The sequence below is a fragment of the Cupriavidus sp. 86D6 genome (genome assembly GCF_057815095.1).
In genome coordinates this window covers 93,371-111,055 of the sequence record NZ_JBYPSB010000005.1, presented here as the reverse complement: position 1 = coordinate 111,055, position 17,685 = coordinate 93,371, and the positions used below count along the sequence as shown (strand labels likewise).

Here is a 17,685-nt window from a genome sequence, read left to right as displayed (position 1 = left end):
CGCTGCAGCGTCCCATCCTCGACATATGATGGAACAAACCCGATCGCTCCTAGGATTCAGGAGGTAGTGGCGGGCCTAGCCAGCCAAGCGAGGACAAATCATGAACGGGCGCAGGTACTGCAAGATCGCCCTGGCACTGGTGGCGGGCGTAGCAATGGCCGTCTGCGGCGCGTCCCTGGCCGGTGGTCGAGGCGCCGTCGGGGGCGGCGGCATGCGCGGCGGGATCATGCAAGGCGGCGGCTTTCATGGGGGCGGCTTTCATGGCGGCGGCTTTCAAGGCCACGCCGGCTTTCGGCATGGCGGGTTTCGCCGCAGTCATGGGCACGTGGTCTATTTCGCGGTAGGCACTGCCTGGCCCGGCTGGTGGGAATATTCATACGACGGCGGGCCGTACTACCGGGCGGACTACACCGGGTCCGGCTACGACACGCCTTCGGCGCCCCCTGCCAGCCGGAAATCCGCCAGGACTGACCGTTCGTCAGAAAACGGGTGGTCGTATTACTGCGACCAGCCCGGCGGGTATTACCCCCAGGTCAAGCACTGCCCGGGCGGCTGGCAAATGGAGCCCGCCCGGCCGCGCCCCTAGCAACAAGGCGTGACGGCGCAACCACGGACCGTCGCCTGCGTAGCCGTTGCCTCGTCAATCATCACCGCCTCGGCAGCGACCGCCGATGCGCTGCACGTGCGTGCGCCAGCAGACAGATCGAACCGCCAGGGTGGCATTCCATGCAAGCGACAAGCGTGAACCCGCAACGCCAGCAGCCATGACTCACCCATAACAACATCGAGGAGGCGGCAGACATGAGATTGACACTTCTTGCACTTGTGGCGTTGCCGACCCTTGCCTGGCAGGCGCACGCGCAATCGAACGTGACGCTCTATGGCGTCGTCGACGTCAACGTCGAATATGCCAATCACCTTGGCGCGGTACCCACGTCCGCAAATGGCTTCAGCCCCGGCCCCTCGCACAGTGTGGTGCGGATGGATTCCGGCGGCGTATCCGGGTCGCGCTGGGGGCTGCGCGGCACGGAGGCCCTGGGCATGGGCCTCAAGGCGGTCTTCGTGCTGGAAAGCGGCTTCAATGCGGACAGCGGCACCTCGCAGCAAGGCGGCCGGCTGTTTGGCCGGCAAGCATTCGTCGGGCTGCAAAGCGAGTATGGCCAGTTGTCGCTCGGCCGCCAGTACACGTCGATGTTCGAGGCGCTGGCGAACTTCGTCCCGGCTGCCTATGCCACGCAGTACGAGCCTGCCGTGGTGCTGGCCGGGGCCAATTTCCGCGAGGACAACACCATCAAGTACACCGGCAGTTTCGGTCCCGTCACGACACTGGCCCACTTTTCGTTCGGCACCGGCCTGGCGCTACCGCCGACGGTCGGCGCACCGTTCATTCTTGGCGGCAACGGCGAAGTACCGGGCCAGTTCCGGCGCGATACCGCCTATGGTGCGTCGGTGGTCTATACCGCCGGGCCAGTAGGTCTGGTCGTGACCTATGACCAGTTCAATCCGACCATCGCACCCGCCGCCAACCCGGCCAATGCGGGCAGCGGCACGTTCAAGAAGGCTGGCGCGGGCGCCAGCTATGCATTCGGTGCCGCCAAGATCATGGGCGGCTACCGCTGGGGCCAGAACAAGAATCAGGTAGGTGCCGAGTTCTTTCGCGACCATTTCTACTGGATCGGCGGGACTTATCAGCTGACGCCCTCGGTCGGCCTGATGCTCGAGTACAACTACGACGACGTCAGGAACCAGTTCGGCAATGCCAGCCAGCCCAATCCCTGGCAGATCGCGTTTATTTCCAACTACGCATTCTCCAAGCGCACCGATGTCTATATCAGTGCTGCCTATGCTAAAAATGCCGGCCTTGGTCTGGAATCCGCCGCCATCTTCTATGCCAACAGCCTGTCGCTTGGCAACAGCTATGCCCTGGCGAACGGGCAGAGTTCCATGCTGGGCATCGCCCTGGGGCTGCGCCACAAGTTCTGAGCGCAGGGTGCGGGTTTAGCCGCCTGCCGGACGCTGGAATAGCGACTAATATGAACGAGCGCATGGCTGCGTGGAGTAATGGCAACACTGAGGGAGACCGCAATGGCGAATAGACTGAGCCGGCTCGCAGTGACGGCTGGGGCACTCGTGACACTGGTATTGGCGACCGGCGCCCGGGCCGACGAAATTCCACTGGTGACCGGCAAGCAATGGACAGCTTCCACCGAGCAGACCAAGAAGGCCTACCTGGTAGGCATCGCCAATATGGTCCAGGTGGATATCGCCTATCACGAAGGCAAGCCGCCTCCCGACGCGCAGAGTATTCTTCCGCGCTTTGCCAAAGGGCTCAAAAGCCATTCGCTCGATTCGGTGAGCCAGGGACTGGATCGCTGGTACGCGGCCCATCCCGACCGATTACAACGGCCGGTCATTGAAACCATCTGGTTCGAAATGGTTCTTCCTGGCCTGAATGCCGGCAAGTGAGGTGACGCCATGAAACGACTCCATCTGGCTGGCGCGATCCTGATCGTCGCCGGCGTCGCGGGATGCACGAACATGACCCCGCAGCAGCAAGGCACCGTGACCGGCGCCGGCCTCGGTGCCGCGGCCGGTGCCGGCATCGCCGCCATTGCCGGCGGCAGTGGCTGGACCGGCGCGGCGATTGGCGCCGTGGCTGGCGGCGTGGCGGGCAACATCAAGGGCAAGCAACAGCAGCAGTGGTAGCCCCCGGGCGCCGTGCCGGAAAGCCCCTCGGAAACTGACGGCGAGCCCCAGCGAAACGCCTGGCAAGTCATTGCCGAAGACGTAGCGGAAGACCGCGCGCGCGACAGAAAGACCTCGTTTTCATTAGCCCTTTGGGCCAATTGAGCGGCCCGGCAAGACCGGCTAGCGTGGCAACTGCAACGTGGCGTGACCGACAACCGCACGGCAGAGCGAAGGCGCGAACAATGACGGCGATGCAAGAAGGTAGTCGCTCTGGTGGGGGCGATCTTAAGCTGCTACTTCCAAGGCTTGGCAGGATGCGGCTCGGCATTGCGCTTTGCCTGGCCATGGCCGCGGGGGCCGGACATGCCGAATCGCCGCCCGCAAACGGCTGGACGTTTGCGGTCGCGCCGTACCTGTGGCTGCCGAACGTGAGCGGGGCGTTCAGCTTCTCCGGGAATTCATCCACAGGCGGCGGCAGGCTCGACATGGGCACCGGTCCGGACAGCTATCTCTCGAACCTGAAGTTCCTCTTCATGATGCAGGCCGAAGCCAGCAAGGGGGACTGGACGGTCATCGCCGACGCAGCCTACCTTGACTTCAGTAACCACCAGACCACGCTCAATACCGTCGGCTCGGTTGTCATCCCCCGGGAACTGGCGACCAACACAGGCAGCAGCCTCAGCGGCGGACTGCTCGGGCTCTACGCCGCCTACACGGCAGTGCGCGCGCCATGGGGAACCGTCGAGCCGCTCGGCGGGCTTCGTTACCTGAACCTGAGCGCCAGTGCCAACTGGACGCTATCCACCACGTTCACGCAACAGGGCGCCACGCTTGCGACGCAGGGAAGCGTGTCGCAGACCGAGAACATCGTCGATGCGATCATTGGCGTGCGCGGGCGAATCCGTCTTGGCAACAGCGACAGATGGTATCTGCCGTACTACCTCGACGCCGGCACCGGCGCTTCCAGATACACGGTGCAAGCGTCCGGCGGCGCCGCCTATGCGGCCAGGTGGGGCGACATTCAACTGACCTATCGCTACCTGACCTACCAGCTGGGCAGCGGCGAACTGGTTCAAAGGCTGACGCTGAAGGGCCCCATGGTCAGCGTGATGTTCCGCTTCTGAGCGCAATGCTGCCCGCCCGCAGTCAGCCTGACGTGGTTGCCGCCAGACGCCATAGCGTCGCCGAGCGGGTACCCGTACGGCAGTACGCGAGCACGGGCTTTGGCAGGTCTGCCACCAGCGAACCAAAGGCGGCGGCATCCTCGGCCGTGACACCGTCCGATTTCACCGGCAGGTAGCGTGCGGCCATGCCAAGCGAATCCGCCACCTCAGCGATATTTGCAAACCGGGCCTGACCGTCAGCCTCGCCATCGTGCCGATTGCAGACGATGGCGCGGAACCCAAGTGCATGCGCCGTCCGCACGTCGGCATCGCTCAACTGCGCCGCAACGCTGACGTCGTCCGAAAGATGCTGGATCAGCATTTCCCGTCGCCCCGCACGCACTTGCTGGCACCGGGCAAGGACGTTCTGGAAGCAGTCAACCGCAAAGTCGACATCTGCCTCCGTTGTGAACCGTCCAAGGCTCAGCCGCACCGTGCGTTGCGCGGCATCTTCATCCAGCCCGATGCATGTCAGCACGTGAGAGGCCTTGCCAGCCGCCGAATTGCACGCCGACGTGGATGACACGGCCAAGCCATCGGCCAGCATAAGCGGCAAGAACTCGGGCAGATTCACCGTCAGACTGAGTGTGTGTGGGATGCGGGTCGCGTTGGCGACGTTCTGCATGACAACACCCGATGCGCGCACACCATTCAGCAGGCGTTCGCTCAGTTGCACGATTCGCTGATTGTCAGATGCCATTTGCAGGCGCGCCAGTTCGCACGCGGTGCCCATGCCCACGATCTGATGCGTAGCAAGCGTTCCAGATCGTAGTCCTTGTTCGTGCCCTCCACCGTGCATCTGACAGGCAATACGAGGCGCCACCTCGCGGCTGACATAGAGCGCACCGATGCCTTTCGGCCCATAGAGCTTATGTGCCGACATCGACAGCAGGTCGATGCCCATTGCCTTGACGTCTATTTCAGTCTTGCCCGCAGCCTGCGCTGCGTCCACGTGAAGTAGCGCGCCAGCAGCGTGAACGACCCGCGAGATATCGGCGATATTGGTCAGGGTGCCGATTTCGTTGTTCACCATCATCAACGACACGAGGCCCGTGCGATGGCCGCAAGCCGCTTCCACCGCGGCCAGCGAAATTTCGCCCGACGCATCGGGAGCCAGGTAGGTGACCGATACATCCAGCCGCTCCAGATACGCCGCCGTATCGAGTATGGCCTTGTGCTCCAGCTTGCTGGTAATCAGATGGCGCCGTCCCTGCTCGTAGTCGAAGAAACCCTTGAGAGCCAGGTTGTTCGACTCCGTTGCACCGGACGTCCACACGATCTCGCACGGCTCGGCGCCAATGAGACCGGCGACCTGCGCGCGAGCCTGCTCGACCAGGTTCTTTGCCACGAGCCCCGCGGCGTGAGAATTCGACGCAGGGTTTCCGAAGACGCCGTCGGCCCCCAGACAGCCGAACATCGCCTCCATCACGCGAGGGTCCGCTGGTGTCGTTGCAGCGTAATCGAAGTACCGCAGGGTGTCCGCACTCATTTCCAGTCATCCTTGAATCGGAAGGCCATGCTACGACGAACCCCCTGAAAAGTACTTCTAAATTCCCACATTAGCCGCTGCCTGCTTAGCATTCCATGCTACAGACATGCAATTCTTCGGAAAATTTTTTCTGACAGGCCATGCGGGAGCGACAGCGGTTGTAAAAAATCCCATCGCCCTCCGCCCCGACGTCTATGTGTTGAAAGTCATTTCAGAAGTCGGTATGAAACTTTTCGCTCCAACCGAAGACCGGTTGTGGACGGCCGCGACGGTCGGTAATGTGGCCGGGAGTCAACCCCATTTCTAAAGAGGGTACGCGCGATGACCGGGACCGTGATTGTTGTGGACGACGATGAAAGCATTCGCAAGGCCTTGGGACGGCTGCTGCTTGCAAAAGGATTCTCATCAAGGACGTTCGGTTCGGCCGAAGAGTGTCGGGTTGCCCTTGACGGCATCCGCGGCCCTGCCTGCGTGGTGGCAGAGTTGATCCTGCCTGGCATCAGTGGTCACGAACTGCTGAAGCTCTTGCCGTCGCATGTGCCCTTCATCATGTTGACAGGCTGTGCGGACGTGAAGCAAACCGTGGAGACGATGATGGCCGGCGCCATCGATCTTCTTGAGAAACCGGTGGCCGAGGATCGTCTGGTCACGGCGGTGAGTCGTGCGCTGGCGTTGGCCGCGCAACGCGGTATGGAGCGGACCATCAAGGCGGCCCTCGATGCAAAGATGCAGCGGCTGACCAATCGCGAGCGAGAGGTCATGGCAATGGTCACGACCGGACTCCGGAACAAGGAGGTCGCCAACTTCCTCGGCATCGTCGAGAAAACCGTGAAGGTCCATCGCGCCCACATCATGGACAAGCTGGAGATCGACTCGCTCGCAGAGCTGGTGCGCTGCGCCGACAAGCTGGGAATGACATACATTCCACCCGCGACAAGTCGGCATGCGAGTGCACGGAGCACCCTGGAAGTTGGCTCCGTCAATTGACGGGCAGGTCGGCATGGCTTCCCCAACACGGCGGGTGTCATCGACGCTGCGGCCACCCGTGCCACCGAAGCGCGATCTTTGCCGACTTCCCCGAATTTCTCATCGTACCGACCTGTCATACCTGCCAAGGAGCCGCTTTGAGGTCCACCAAATCCGATCAGGAGTGCGCGGAATCGTTGTATGCCTTGCTCAGAGGCGGAGAGTGTCTCACCCGCAAGGAAATCGTGGAACGCGACCTGCTGTCCAACCACGATTTCGGAAGAGCCCGCAAGGTTCTGGCAGGGGCGGGAGTGCTTCAGCATGTCCATAAATCGGGATATACCTTGTCCATCCATGTATTGGGCGGTCCGCCTGAAGCGTTCCTGCGTGGCGTATCGCCTGTGGAGGACGAGTTCGACGCGCTGTTGTCTGTATGGAAAATCGAGCCGCTCAAATCCGCTGTCGGGACCAGCAGCCGCGTCAATCGAAGATTCGCGCGGGACGAGCAGGCAGATGCCTGCGAACCGCTATCCGCGGCCTGAGAAAGGGGTCGTGGCCAGAAGGCAGGGAAAGCCTTGTGATAGCCGCCGGCTCAGCGCAGGAAATCGGGGGCGCCACGCACAGGCCGCATAAGGGCATGCGGAATCGGTCGTTACCCGTCGAGAAAATTGCTGCACGATGTCTTTCGTGCTCATTCGACGAGAAACCCGAAGGACAACCGCATGCCATTTCAAGAATCCCTTGCCCCTGCAAACGCGATCGACACGGCCACCGCATCGCCAACATCGACACCGCAACCGCTGCCTCCGGCCGGCGATGTCGCGGTACTTCGCCAGCGCGCCCAGGCCCTGCTGCCCGAGATCGCGCGGGATGCCGCAAAGCGGGAGAGCCGCCGCGAACTGCCCTTTGATTTTGTGCGTCAGGTGGCCAATGCCGGCCTGCTGACGTTCCGCATCCCGAAGGCGTATGGCGGCCCCGGCGGCAGCGTGCGCGATGCCATCCGCTTCGTTCAGGAACTGGCCGCCGTCGATGCCAACCTCGCCCAGGCATTGCGACCCAACTTCGGACTCATCGAAGGCCTGCTCGCGGGCCAGGACAATGAAGCCGACCGCCGGCGCTGGTTCGACCGGCTGCTGGGCGGCCAGATCGTCGGCAATGGCGGCGTGGAGCGCGGCGGCAAGCATGGCGCCATCCAGGCCACCATCGTCCGCGAGGGCGATCACTATACCGTCAACGGCACCAAGTACTACAGCACCGGCGCGCTCTACGCCGACTGGATCAGCTCCATCGCCGTGGACGAGGCTGGCAAGGAAACGCACTTCACGGTGCCACGCGAGCGAGCCGGCATGACGCTGGTCGATGACTTCGACACCATCGGCCAGCGGTTGACCGCGAGCGGCACCACGCGATTCACGAACATGCGCGTCGCGCCGGATGAACTGCGCGCCAGCCACCTGCCACGTGACCGCCGCAACCCGGTCTCGCCGGTCTTCCAGCTCTTTCTGGCCGCCACCGAAGCCGGCATCGCCCGCAACGCGCTGGACGACGCGGTCTGGTTTGCGCGCCACAAGGCCCGGCCGATCAAGCACAGTTCGGCCGAGCGGTCGGTGGACGATCCCTATGTGCAGGAAACGATTGGCCAGATTGCCGCGCAAGTGTTTGCGGCCGAAGCCGCCACGCTGCGCGCCGCTGACGCCATTGATGCCGCCTGGGCGGACAACCTCAGCAATGCGTCACTGACGCAGGCGTCGATCGACGTCGCCCAGGCGCAATACTTCGCCGTGGCGGCCGCGCTGAAGAGTGCGGAGCTGGCGTTCGATGTCGGCGGGGCATCCGCCTGCGATCGCCAGTACAACCTGGATCGCCACTGGCGCAATGCGCGCACCGTGGCCAATCACAACCCCCGCCAATGGAAGGCGGCCGCCGTGGGCGCATGGCTGCTGAAGGACGATCCGCCGCCCACGACCGGCCTCTTCTGACAAGACGCCGCCACTCCGAAAAGGAGACGGCGGCGGGGCTATCGCCGGTGATCGAAACGGCGAGCCAGCCGCTCGCCCGTGAATTGCACCACCGTTACCAGCACCACCAGGATGGCGATCACATTGAACATGACGGCCGTTTCATAGCGTTCGTAGCCATAGCGGATCGCCAGGTCGCCGAGGCCACCCGCCCCCACGGCACCTGCCATGGCCGACGACCCGATCATCGCAATCACGGTGACGGTGGCCCCGCCGATCAGCGCCGGCAGCGCCTCGGGCAACAACACATGCCGCACAATGTGCCAGCGCCGGCAGCCCATGGCCCGCGCCGCCTCGATCAGCCCCGCATCGGTTTCATTGAGTGCCACCTGGGACACCCGCGCAAAGAATGGAATCAGATGCGCGCTTAGCGGCACCACCGCAGCCCATGTGCCCATCGTCGTGCCGACGATCAGCCGCGTAACGGGCAACATGGCCACCAGCAGGATGATGAAAGGGATCGATCGGAACATGTTGACCAGCACCGACAGCACGCGGTTCGTTCGCGGCCTCGGGGCCAGGCCGCCGGGCGCGGTCACGGTCAGCACGATGGCCAGCGCCATGCCGACGACAAACACCACCAGGCAGGCGCTGCCGGTCATCAGCAGCGTTTCGCCGAACGCCTTCAGGTACTTCTCAGCCATTGGCAACACGATGGGCGTCCTCCGCAGGATGTACGTTCGCAGGCAGACGCTTGCGCAGCGGGCGCAGCAGCGACAGCGTGGCTTCGGCCTGCGGGTCGGCAAATATGCGCCATACCGGCCCCTGCTCTTTCACCTGGCCGTGATCCAGCACCAGCACCCGGTCGCAGGCCTCCTCGATCACAGCCATGTCGTGCGTGATCAGCACCACGGTGAGGCCGAACTGCTTGTTGATGTCCCGCAGCAACGCCAGGATCTGCTCGGTCGTTTCCGGATCGAGCGCCGAAGTCGCTTCGTCGCACAACAGGATTTCCGGGCGGTGTACCAGCGCACGCGCAATACCCACGCGCTGCTTCTGACCGCCCGACAGCATCGCCGGGTAGGCCTGGGCCTTGTCCGCGAGCCCCACTGTCGCCAGCAGGTCGTTGACACGGGTTTCGATCTCCGCGCGCCGCACGCCCGCCACGCGCAGCGGCAGCGCCACGTTGTCGAAGACGTTCTTCGCCGACATCAGGTTGAAGTGCTGGAAGATCATGCCGATGCGCCTGCGTAGCCTGACCAGACCATCCTCGTCGAGCTTGCCGATGTCGGTGTCGTCGATCCATACGTGACCACGGTCAGGCCGCTCCAGCATGTTGATGCTCCGCAGCAGCGTCGACTTTCCCGCGCCACTGCGGCCGATGATGCCGAATACCTCGCCGCGTTCGATCGTGAACGAGACATCCGCCAGCGCAGGCGCGGCGGCGCCCGCATAGGTCTTGCCAACCTGCTCGAACACGATGTGCGGGTCGCGCGCCGGCAATTGCGAAATCGTGCGCATGCAATCGTCCCTTTTCTTCGGCACTTCAGAACGCCGGAATGACCGACCCCTGATACTTGGTCAGGATGAACTTGCGCACCGCCTCGGACTGGTAGGACTTGACCAGTTGCTGCACCCACGGTGCGGCCCGGTCCTTCTCACGCACGGCAATGACGTTGACGTAGGGATTGTTCTCGCGCTTTTCCACCGCGATGCCATCGCGCGTGGCAATCAGGCCGGCCTGGTACGCGAACGTGTTGACGATGGCGGCGGCGTCCACGTCGGGCAGCGCACGCGGCAGCACCACCGACGCACTTTCGATGAACTCGAGCTTGCGCGGATTGGCCGTGATATCGGCCAGCGAGACGGTCCCCGTGTACGGATCGAAGCCGTCCTTCAGCTTGATCAGGCCGTGGTCGCGCAAGATGACCAACGCCCGGGTCTGGTTGCTGGGATCGTTCGGGATGCCGATGCGGGCGCCATTCGGCAGCGCCTCCAGCGACTTCACCTTGCGCGAATAGAACGCGATAGGCGAGATCAGCGTGTCGCCCACGTTGGTGATCTTGTAGCCGCGCTGCTTGATCTGGTCACGCAGAAATGGAATGTGCTGGAACGAATTGGCGTCGAGGTCACCGTTGTTCAGCGCCTCGTTCGGGCTCGCGGTGCCGGTGATGATCACTGTCTCGACCTTCAGGCCGTTCCTGGCCGCCTCCCGGGTAACAACCTCCCAGATCTCCTCGTCCACGCCGCCGCGCACGCCAACCTTCAGCGGCTTGCCGCCCGATGACTGGGCGTAGGCCGATGCAATCGGCAAGGCGGCCAGCACCAGAGCCAGCGTAGCGATGACACCAAGGGCGGAGCGTCGTTTCATGATGAAAGGTGCGAGAGTTTGGGAAGCACCAGTCTATGAAACCCTCCTGCCCGGGTCCACGAAGTAATCCGATATAGCAAATGCGGACTACGCCGCCGCGCGCGAGGCCGTCCTCCCGGCCGGCCGGGCCAGCCCCATGTGCTCGCGCAAGGTGCTGCCCTCGTAGTCCTTGCGGAAAAGGCCGCGGCGCTGCAGGATCGGCACCACCCCTTCCACAAAGTCCTGCACCCCATCGGGCAACGCATCGGGCATCAGGTTGAACCCATCGGCCGCGCCGCTGCGGAACCAGTGCTCGATGTCATCGGCGATCTGTTCGGGGGTGCCGACGATGACGCGATGCCCACCGCCACCCGCAAGCTCGCGGATCAGCCCCCGTACCGTCAGGTTCTGGCGCTGCGCAAGCGCAATCGTCGCGCGAAAGAACGTGTGATTGCCATTGGCCGGCAGCGCGAGCCCGTCCGGCAACGGCGCATCGAGCGACAGCCGGTCGGCGGTAATGCCAAGCGTGCCGGCCAGCCGGTTCAGGCTGTAGTCCCACGGAATCAGGTCGACCAGCGCATCGCGTCGTTGGCGCGCCTGCGCCTCGGTTGCACCGACGATCGTCGTCAGCCCCGGCAGGACCTTGATCGCGCCTGGCCCGCGACCGAGGGCTTCGGCACGCTGATTCAGCGCCCGGCGGTATTCGCGCGACTCCTCCAGCGATTGCGAGGCCGAAAACACGGCTTCGGCATGACGGGCCGCCAGTTCGCGGCCATCGTTCGACCCACCAGCCTGGAACAGCACCGGATGCCCCTGGGGCGGCCGTGGCAGGTTCAGCGGCCCTTGCACATCGAAGAACGGGCCATGATGGGCAATGGGCTGCAGGCGGGCCGTGTCCACGAAGCTGCCCGACTGACGGTCCCCCACGAACGCGCTGTCTTCCCAGCTATCCCATAGCGCCTTGACCACGCTCGTGAACTCGTCGGCGCGCGCGTAGCGTTGTGCATGATCGGGCGGCCCCGCCCGACCGAAGTTGCGCGCGGACCCGGCATCGGCCGTCGTTACGACGTTCCATCCCGCGCGCCCGCCACTGACGTGATCGAGCGTGGCAAAGCGCCGCGCGATGTTGTACGGCTCGTTGTAGCTGGTCGAGGCAGTTGCCACCAGCCCGATATGGCGCGTGGCCGCTGCAACGCAGGCAAGGAGCACGGTGGGCTCCAGCGCGGTAATGGGCCGAAAGTTGATCTGGTCGGCGATGGACGCGTTATCGGCCAGAAAGATGGCATCGAGCTTGCCCGCTTCGGCGATCTGCGCCAGCCGGACATAGTGCTGCACATCGACAAAGGCACGCGGATCGCTGCCGGGCAGGCGCCATGCCGACGGCACGAAACCTGAATGCAGCGCGTTGAGATTCAGGTGAAGCTGGGGGGGCGGCGAGGCAGCGGGCATGCGGGGAACGGGCGAGCGTTTGCAATGGTGTCTGGCACACGAGCATAAGGAAGCCCTTCACGGACGGGAACGAACGAAAGCCGATATCGATATGCCGTGCGTCGTCGGCGGTGGGACGCGTATCGCGAAAACCGGATAAGCATTGGCCGAAACCTTCCTTCTCGCCGCTGGCGCCGTTTCCTATACTGGCCGTCTTTCCTGCCATGACCAACGCCCATGAAAAGCTTGCTGAAGACGATGATGGCCTGCGCCGCGCTGCTGATTGCCGGCACCGCCATCGCCCAATCGAAGGAAGTCGTGATTGCGTACCAGGACATGGTGGTGCCATGGCGCTATGCGCAGGATGCCCAGACCATCGAGAAGCAAACCGGCTACAAGGTCACGTTCCGCAAGCTGGCCAGCGGTGCGGATGTCATTCGCGCGCTGGCGTCGGGTTCGGTGCAGATTGGCGAAGCGGGCTCCGCGCCGATTGCCGCGGGCCTGTCGCAGGGCCTCGGTATCGAGCTGTTCTGGATTCTCGACAATATCAACGACGCCGAAGCGTTGGTCACGCGCCACGGCAGCGATGTGAAGTCGCTGGCCGATCTCAAGGGCAAGCGCCTGGCGGTGCCGTTCGTCTCCACATCGCACTTCCACACCTTGCTGGCCCTCGAGACGGCCAAGGTCGATCCGCGCAGCGTGAAGATCGTCAACATGCGCCCGCCCGAGATTGCCGCCGCGTGGGAACGGGGCGACATCGACGCGACGTTCATCTGGGACCCCGTGCTGGCAAAGGCCAAGAAGAACGGCCATGTCCTGACCACGTCAGGCAGGATCGCACAGGAAACCGGCAAGGCGACCTTTGACGGCATCGTCGTCAACAAGGCGTTCGCCCGGGACAATGACGCGTTCCTGACGTCTTTCGTCAGGATTCTGGCCGATACCGATGCGGCGTACCGCGCCAACAAGGCGGCGTGGACGCCGGAATCGCCGCAGGTCAAGGCGGTGGCGAAGTGGTCGGGCGCAGAGGCCGCCGACGTGCCGGCCAGCCTGGCCCTGTATGACTTCCCCACGCCCCAGCAGCAGGCCTCGGCGGCCTGGCTTGGCGGTGGCGCGGCGAAGTCGCTGGCGGCTACCGCGGCATTCCTGAAGAGCCAGGGCACCATCCAGACTGTCTTGCCCGACTATGCCACCGGCGTCAACGCGACATGGGTACGCAAGCTCGCGCAATAACGGACAAGGCCAGCCCGGGAACGGGCGGCCGCATCGAAGCGCACCGCGTGGCAGTGCGCTTTGCTTCGTCTGGCGATCATGCCCCGCTGGCGCTGTCCGGCGTTGACCTGACCATCGCCCCGGGCGAGTTCGTGGTGGCTCTTGGGCCTTCCGGTTGTGGCAAGACCACGCTGCTGAACTGTCTGGCCGGATTTGTCCGGCCGTCCGCCGGACGCATCCTGCTGGACGGCGAACCGGTCACTGGCCCCGGTCCGGGGCTGGGTGTCGTCTTCCAGAAGCATGCGCTGATGCCATGGCTCAATGTGCAGGACAATGTCGCGCTCGGGCTGAGGTTTCGGGGTATCCCCCGCGCCGAACGCATCGCGCTCGCGCAGCATCAACTCCGTCTGGTGGGCCTTGAGCGCCACGGCACCGCGCCCGTCTACCAATTGTCTGGCGGCATGCAGCAGCGCGTTGGCATTGCACGCGCGCTGGCCAACGATCCCCGCGTGCTGCTGATGGACGAACCGATGGGCGCGCTCGATGCGTTATCGCGCGAATCGGTCCAGGAGGTGCTGGCCAAGGTCTGGGCAGCGACCGGAAAGACTGTGTTCTTCATCACCCACAGCGTCGAAGAAGCCCTGTTTCTGGGCACCCGGGTCATCGTGATGTCGGCCGGCCCAGGACGCATCGCGCACGAATTTCCGCTGCCATTCGTTCAACGATATATCGAGACCGGCGATGCCCGGGCCGTGAAAGCGTCGCCCGAATTCATCGCCTGGCGCGAGCGCCTTCTCCACCTGATACACGGGCAACCCGCATGAGCCCCGCTGACGAGACCGTCGCCGCTGTGCCGCTGCAGCAGCATGCCAACGTTGCGTCGCCCGACGCCGCCACCGAAGCCATCATCCCCGTAGCGCAGGTGCTGCCACGTCTGGGCAGCGGCCGGACCGGCACCATCACGGCCGCTACCATCCTCGCGCTGCTTGGCCTCTGGCTGGCAATCACCCGTGCGGGCTGGATTCCACCATTGTTCCTGCCGCCGCCTTCGGCCCTCTGGCATGCCGCCGTTCAGGCCTGGGACGGCAACGTGCAAGGCGGCCTGCTGTTGTGGCAGCACGTGGCATGGAGCCTGGCCCGTGTGTTCGGCGCTTTCCTGTTAGCGGCCATCACGGCAGTGCCGGTGGGGTTGTTGATGGGCACGAGCCGTGTGGCACGGGGCATCGCCGACCCCATGCTCGAGTTCTACCGGCCGCTGCCGCCGTTGGCGTATCTGCCCCTGATCGTGATCTGGTTCGGCATCGACGAGACGGCCAAGCTGCTGCTCATCTACCTGGCTTGCTTTGCGCCGATCGCGCTCGCCACACGCGCCGGGGTGGCTGGCGTACCGACGGAGCAGTTGCACGCCGCCCAATCGATGGGCGCCACGCGATGGCAACTGGTCCGCCACGTGGTGCTGCCAGCGGCCTTGCCGGAGATCCTCATCGGCCTGCGCATTGCCATCGGCTTCGGCTGGACAACACTGGTGGCTGCCGAGATGGTGGCTGCCACCGCCGGCCTGGGTCAGCTTGTGCTCAATGCGTCGAACTTCCTGCGGACCGATGTGGTGGTGATGGGCATCGTACTGATCGGCGCCATTGCGTGGCTGTTCGACCTCGCCATGCGCCGGCTCTCGCAATGGCTCGTGCCCTGGCACACGCATCGGTAGCCCCCGCCATTCGTGTCATATCCTCGTGCCGAATGCTTCGTTCCATTTCGCGGCAGGCCGGCGTAGGTTCATGCGGTGTTCCCCACCGAAAGGCCCGACATGAGCAGCGTATTGCCAATCGAACGCCGTGGCGCGTTCGTTCCCAACCCCAAACCACAGCAGAAGTTCTGGTTTGATCCGGTCCCCGCACGGCCAACGATCGAGGCGGAGCGACGCCATCGGCAGGAACGGTTGGCTGGCGCATTCCGGATCTTCGCGCGCCAGGGATTCGCCCTCGGCCTGGCCGGCCATATCACCGCGCGCGATCCCGAGTTTCCCGACCACTTCTGGGTCAACCCGCTGGGGGTCCATTTCTCGCGTATTCGTGTTTCCGACCTGCTGCTTGTCAATGCGCAAGGCGAGACGGTGGTGGGCGACCGACCGCTGAACAAGGCAGCGTTCGCGATCCACGCGGCGATTCATGAAGCACATCCCCATATCGTCGCGGCCGCGCACACCCATTCCACTTACGGCAAGGCGTGGTCCACGCTCGGACGCCAGCTCGATCCGCTGACGCAGGACGCATGCTCGTTCTTCGAAGATCATGTGCTGTTCGACGACTTCACGGGGATGGTGGTCGACACCTCCGAAGGCCACCGGATCGCCCAGGCGCTGGACAAGGGCAATGGCCAGACCCACAAGGGCGCGATCCTCAAGAACCACGGCATCCTCACCGCCGGCCCGACCGTCGAAGCCACAGCCTGGTGGTACATCGCACTGGAAAACGCCGCCCATACGCAGCTGCTGGCCGAGGCCGCTGGCACGCCGCAGCCCATCGACGAAGCGACGGCCCGGCATACGCATGGACAGGTCGGTGGCAACGAAGGATCGCTGCACGCATTCGAAAGCCTCTACGCCGGACTGGTGAAAGCCGAGCCCGACCTGCTGGACTGACCGCGCTTCTTCCCTCTCTCTCGCCCCCGGCCGGCCCTGGCCCGGGGGCGCAGTCTTCTCCCCCTTCCGTTGCACCGATCCCTGAGCACTGCCGGCATTGGCGTGTATCGGCCACGTCTTCTTGCATGCTCCTGTGCGCGCTGCGGTGCCCACGGCGTTCCTGTGAGCGGCTCACAGTACTGGGCTGCCCAGTCACAGCAGCGTCTTCATATGCTTCCGTAAAACCGTTCGTTTGCTTCCCAATGCCTCGGCTCTAAGCTACGCCCATGTATTTCAAGGCGGACATGCGTACCGCCCGACAATCGCGAAGGAGCAAGGGACGATGTTCGTGCAGGCCGGCATTGCAGAGGACGCCCAGGACACCAGTCTGGGCCTTGCCGCATACGCGGCGCTGCGCCGCGACATCCTGTCCTGCAAGCTGGTGCCGGGCGCGCTGGTCACCGAAGGCGAGTTGATGACGGCCTACGGCTTCGGCAAGAACAGCTGCCGCATCGCGCTCACGCGATTGGCGCACGACCGGCTGATCTTTGCTCGTCCGCGTCGTGGATATCAGGTGGCGCCCATCACGCTCAAGGACGTCGAGGAAGTTTTCGCGCTGCGCGTGCAGCTGGAGCCGATGGCTGCCCGGCTGGCCGTCGGACGCGTCGACACGGCGCTGCTGCACGGGCTGGAGGCGGCGTGCCGTGATGAATACGCGATTCCGGCGCCGCGCCGCATCGACAAGTTCATGGACGCGAACAAGCAGTTCCACCTTGCCATCGTCCACGCCACCGGCAACGAGCGCCTGACGCGCACGCTGTCGGCGCTGATGGATGAAATGTCGCGCCTTGTCGCGCTGGGCTTCAACGTTCAGCGCGTGCGTCCCGAAATCCGCCACGACCACAACTCGCTGATCAAGGCCTTCGAGGATCGCGACGAGAAGGCTGCCGAAACGATCGCGCGCCGCCACATCGAGGCATTCCGCACGCAAACCATGGAAAAGGTTTATGCCAGCCTGTCGCAGGCCGGTACCTACCTGCCGATGCGCGTGGGCGGAGGTGCCGCATGAGTCCGCCCGTTCTGTCTGCGCAGGGCATCGTCAAGCGATTTGGTGCCGCCACGATCCTCGATGGGGTCGACGTCAGCGTGCGCCGTGGCGAGGTACTGGCGCTGGTCGGTCCGTCCGGTTGCGGCAAGAGCACCTTGCTGAACATCCTTTCCGGGCTTGTGCTCCCGGACGCCGGGCAGCTTGCGGTGGACGGCGTGCCCGCCCCAAAGGTGTCCGACTGGCGCCGAATCGCCTATATGTTCCAGGAAGACCGCTTGCTGCCGTGGCGTACCGTGCGCGATAACGTCGCGTTCGGCCTCGAAGCCAGCAACCTGTCGCGCGCCGATCGTCGCCGCCGCGCCGACGACATGCTGGAACTCGTAGGCCTGCACGCACGCGGCGACGCCTGGCCGCACGCGCTATCGGGCGGCATGCGCAGCCGCGTGGCGCTGGCCCGCAGCCTGGCCGTGCAGCCCGAAGTCCTGCTGATGGACGAGCCGTTTTCGAAGCTCGATCCCCAGACGCGGAGCCAGATGCACGACGAACTGCTGCGCATTCAGGCCGGCAATGGCATGACCGTGGTGTTCGTGACGCACGATATGGAAGAAGCGGTGGTGCTGGCAGACCGCGTGGTCCGGCTGGCGGCCCGGCCGGGGCGTGTGGCCGACGTGGTCAACCTGGCGGATCTGGTGCGACCGCGCGTGCCCACCGAGCCCATCGTGGCGGAACAGGTGCGCGTACTGCGCGCCGCGGCATGAGGAGC

General features: G+C 64.4%; 19 protein-coding genes and 1 pseudogene. 15 read left to right on the top strand and 5 right to left on the bottom strand.

Annotation, left to right across the window (positions count from 1 at the left end; translation table 11 throughout):
* Positions 1 to 100: 100 nt before the first annotated feature.
* From AC3G88_RS13875 to AC3G88_RS13855, 5 genes are all read left to right on the top strand, one after another.
* Positions 101 to 586 (top strand): hypothetical protein, encoded by a 486-nt coding sequence (locus tag AC3G88_RS13875; protein WP_488772174.1) that lies wholly within the window; start codon positions 101 to 103, stop codon positions 584 to 586.
* A 215-nt stretch (positions 587 to 801) separates the two neighbouring features.
* A complete protein-coding gene (locus AC3G88_RS13870) occupies positions 802 to 1,983 on the top strand; it encodes a porin (protein WP_488772175.1) in 1,182 nt (393 codons plus the stop codon).
* 102 nt (positions 1,984 to 2,085) lie between these two features.
* Positions 2,086 to 2,466: a hypothetical protein gene (locus AC3G88_RS13865; RefSeq protein WP_194946441.1), complete on the top strand. Its 381-nt coding sequence runs from the start codon at positions 2,086 to 2,088 to the stop codon at positions 2,464 to 2,466.
* A 9-nt stretch (positions 2,467 to 2,475) separates the two neighbouring features.
* Positions 2,476 to 2,706: a YMGG-like glycine zipper-containing protein gene (locus AC3G88_RS13860; protein ID WP_153945784.1), complete on the top strand. Its 231-nt coding sequence runs from the start codon at positions 2,476 to 2,478 to the stop codon at positions 2,704 to 2,706.
* 296 nt (positions 2,707 to 3,002) lie between these two features.
* Positions 3,003 to 3,812: a hypothetical protein gene (locus AC3G88_RS13855; RefSeq protein WP_488893451.1), complete on the top strand. Its 810-nt coding sequence runs from the start codon at positions 3,003 to 3,005 to the stop codon at positions 3,810 to 3,812.
* 22 nt (positions 3,813 to 3,834) lie between these two features.
* Here AC3G88_RS13855 and AC3G88_RS13850 read toward each other — a convergent pair whose 3' ends face one another.
* Positions 3,835 to 5,340 carry an aminotransferase class V-fold PLP-dependent enzyme gene (locus AC3G88_RS13850; RefSeq protein ID WP_488772177.1) on the bottom strand — a complete coding sequence of 502 codons (1,506 nt, stop codon included), beginning with the start codon at positions 5,338 to 5,340 and terminating at the stop codon, positions 3,835 to 3,837.
* Positions 5,341 to 5,446: 106 nt separating this feature from the next.
* Here AC3G88_RS13850 and AC3G88_RS13845 point away from each other — a divergent pair, with 106 nt between their 5' ends.
* The 4 genes from AC3G88_RS13845 (at position 5,447) to AC3G88_RS13830 (ending at position 8,285) form a co-directional block, all read left to right on the top strand.
* Positions 5,447 to 5,647: a hypothetical protein gene (locus tag AC3G88_RS13845; protein ID WP_488893450.1), complete on the top strand. Its 201-nt coding sequence runs from the start codon at positions 5,447 to 5,449 to the stop codon at positions 5,645 to 5,647.
* A 14-nt stretch (positions 5,648 to 5,661) separates the two neighbouring features.
* Positions 5,662 to 6,327, top strand: a complete 666-nt coding sequence (locus AC3G88_RS13840; RefSeq protein WP_488772178.1) for a response regulator transcription factor — start codon at positions 5,662 to 5,664, stop codon at positions 6,325 to 6,327.
* Positions 6,328 to 6,551: 224 nt separating this feature from the next.
* Positions 6,552 to 6,848, top strand: a complete 297-nt coding sequence (locus AC3G88_RS13835) for a hypothetical protein (RefSeq protein ID WP_488893449.1) — start codon at positions 6,552 to 6,554, stop codon at positions 6,846 to 6,848.
* A gap of 180 nt (positions 6,849 to 7,028) precedes the next feature.
* On the top strand, positions 7,029 to 8,285 hold the full coding sequence (locus tag AC3G88_RS13830) for an acyl-CoA dehydrogenase family protein (protein WP_488772180.1): 1,257 nt from the start codon (positions 7,029 to 7,031) through the stop codon (positions 8,283 to 8,285).
* A gap of 38 nt (positions 8,286 to 8,323) precedes the next feature.
* On the opposite strand, the gene AC3G88_RS13825 is transcribed toward AC3G88_RS13830, so the two are convergent.
* The 4 genes and pseudogenes from AC3G88_RS13825 to AC3G88_RS13810 form a co-directional block, all read right to left on the bottom strand.
* Complete coding sequence (locus AC3G88_RS13825; RefSeq protein WP_153946078.1) at positions 8,324 to 8,968, bottom strand: methionine ABC transporter permease; 645 nt, start codon at positions 8,966 to 8,968, stop codon at positions 8,324 to 8,326.
* Positions 8,969 to 8,999: 31 nt separating this feature from the next.
* Positions 9,000 to 9,785, bottom strand: a pseudogene (locus AC3G88_RS13820) (methionine ABC transporter ATP-binding protein); the annotation flags it as partial.
* A gap of 25 nt (positions 9,786 to 9,810) precedes the next feature.
* Positions 9,811 to 10,635 (bottom strand): MetQ/NlpA family ABC transporter substrate-binding protein, encoded by an 825-nt coding sequence (locus AC3G88_RS13815; RefSeq protein WP_400394969.1) that lies wholly within the window; start codon positions 10,633 to 10,635, stop codon positions 9,811 to 9,813.
* Positions 10,636 to 10,722: 87 nt separating this feature from the next.
* Positions 10,723 to 12,063, bottom strand: a complete 1,341-nt coding sequence (locus AC3G88_RS13810) for an LLM class flavin-dependent oxidoreductase (protein ID WP_488772181.1) — start codon at positions 12,061 to 12,063, stop codon at positions 10,723 to 10,725.
* Between the two features lie 216 nt (positions 12,064 to 12,279).
* On the opposite strand from AC3G88_RS13810, the gene tauA reads away from it, so the two are divergent.
* From tauA to AC3G88_RS13780, 6 genes are all read left to right on the top strand, one after another.
* A complete protein-coding gene (gene tauA, locus AC3G88_RS13805) occupies positions 12,280 to 13,275 on the top strand; it encodes a taurine ABC transporter substrate-binding protein (protein WP_488893448.1) in 996 nt (331 codons plus the stop codon).
* Entirely contained in the window at positions 13,251 to 14,078 is an 828-nt protein-coding gene (locus AC3G88_RS13800; protein ID WP_488772184.1) for a taurine ABC transporter ATP-binding protein, read from the top strand. The genes tauA and AC3G88_RS13800 overlap by 25 nt, the downstream gene beginning before the upstream one ends.
* On the top strand, positions 14,075 to 14,962 hold the full coding sequence (locus AC3G88_RS13795; RefSeq protein ID WP_488893447.1) for an ABC transporter permease subunit: 888 nt from the start codon (positions 14,075 to 14,077) through the stop codon (positions 14,960 to 14,962). Before AC3G88_RS13800 ends, AC3G88_RS13795 begins: the two co-directional genes overlap by 4 nt.
* Positions 14,963 to 15,061: 99 nt before the next feature.
* Positions 15,062 to 15,895: a class II aldolase/adducin family protein gene (locus AC3G88_RS13790; protein WP_488772186.1), complete on the top strand. Its 834-nt coding sequence runs from the start codon at positions 15,062 to 15,064 to the stop codon at positions 15,893 to 15,895.
* Positions 15,896 to 16,217: 322 nt separating this feature from the next.
* On the top strand, positions 16,218 to 16,943 hold the full coding sequence (locus AC3G88_RS13785) for a GntR family transcriptional regulator (RefSeq protein ID WP_488772187.1): 726 nt from the start codon (positions 16,218 to 16,220) through the stop codon (positions 16,941 to 16,943).
* Positions 16,940 to 17,680: an ABC transporter ATP-binding protein gene (locus AC3G88_RS13780; RefSeq protein WP_488772188.1), complete on the top strand. Its 741-nt coding sequence runs from the start codon at positions 16,940 to 16,942 to the stop codon at positions 17,678 to 17,680. Before AC3G88_RS13785 ends, AC3G88_RS13780 begins: the two co-directional genes overlap by 4 nt.
* Positions 17,681 to 17,685 lie beyond the last annotated feature (5 nt).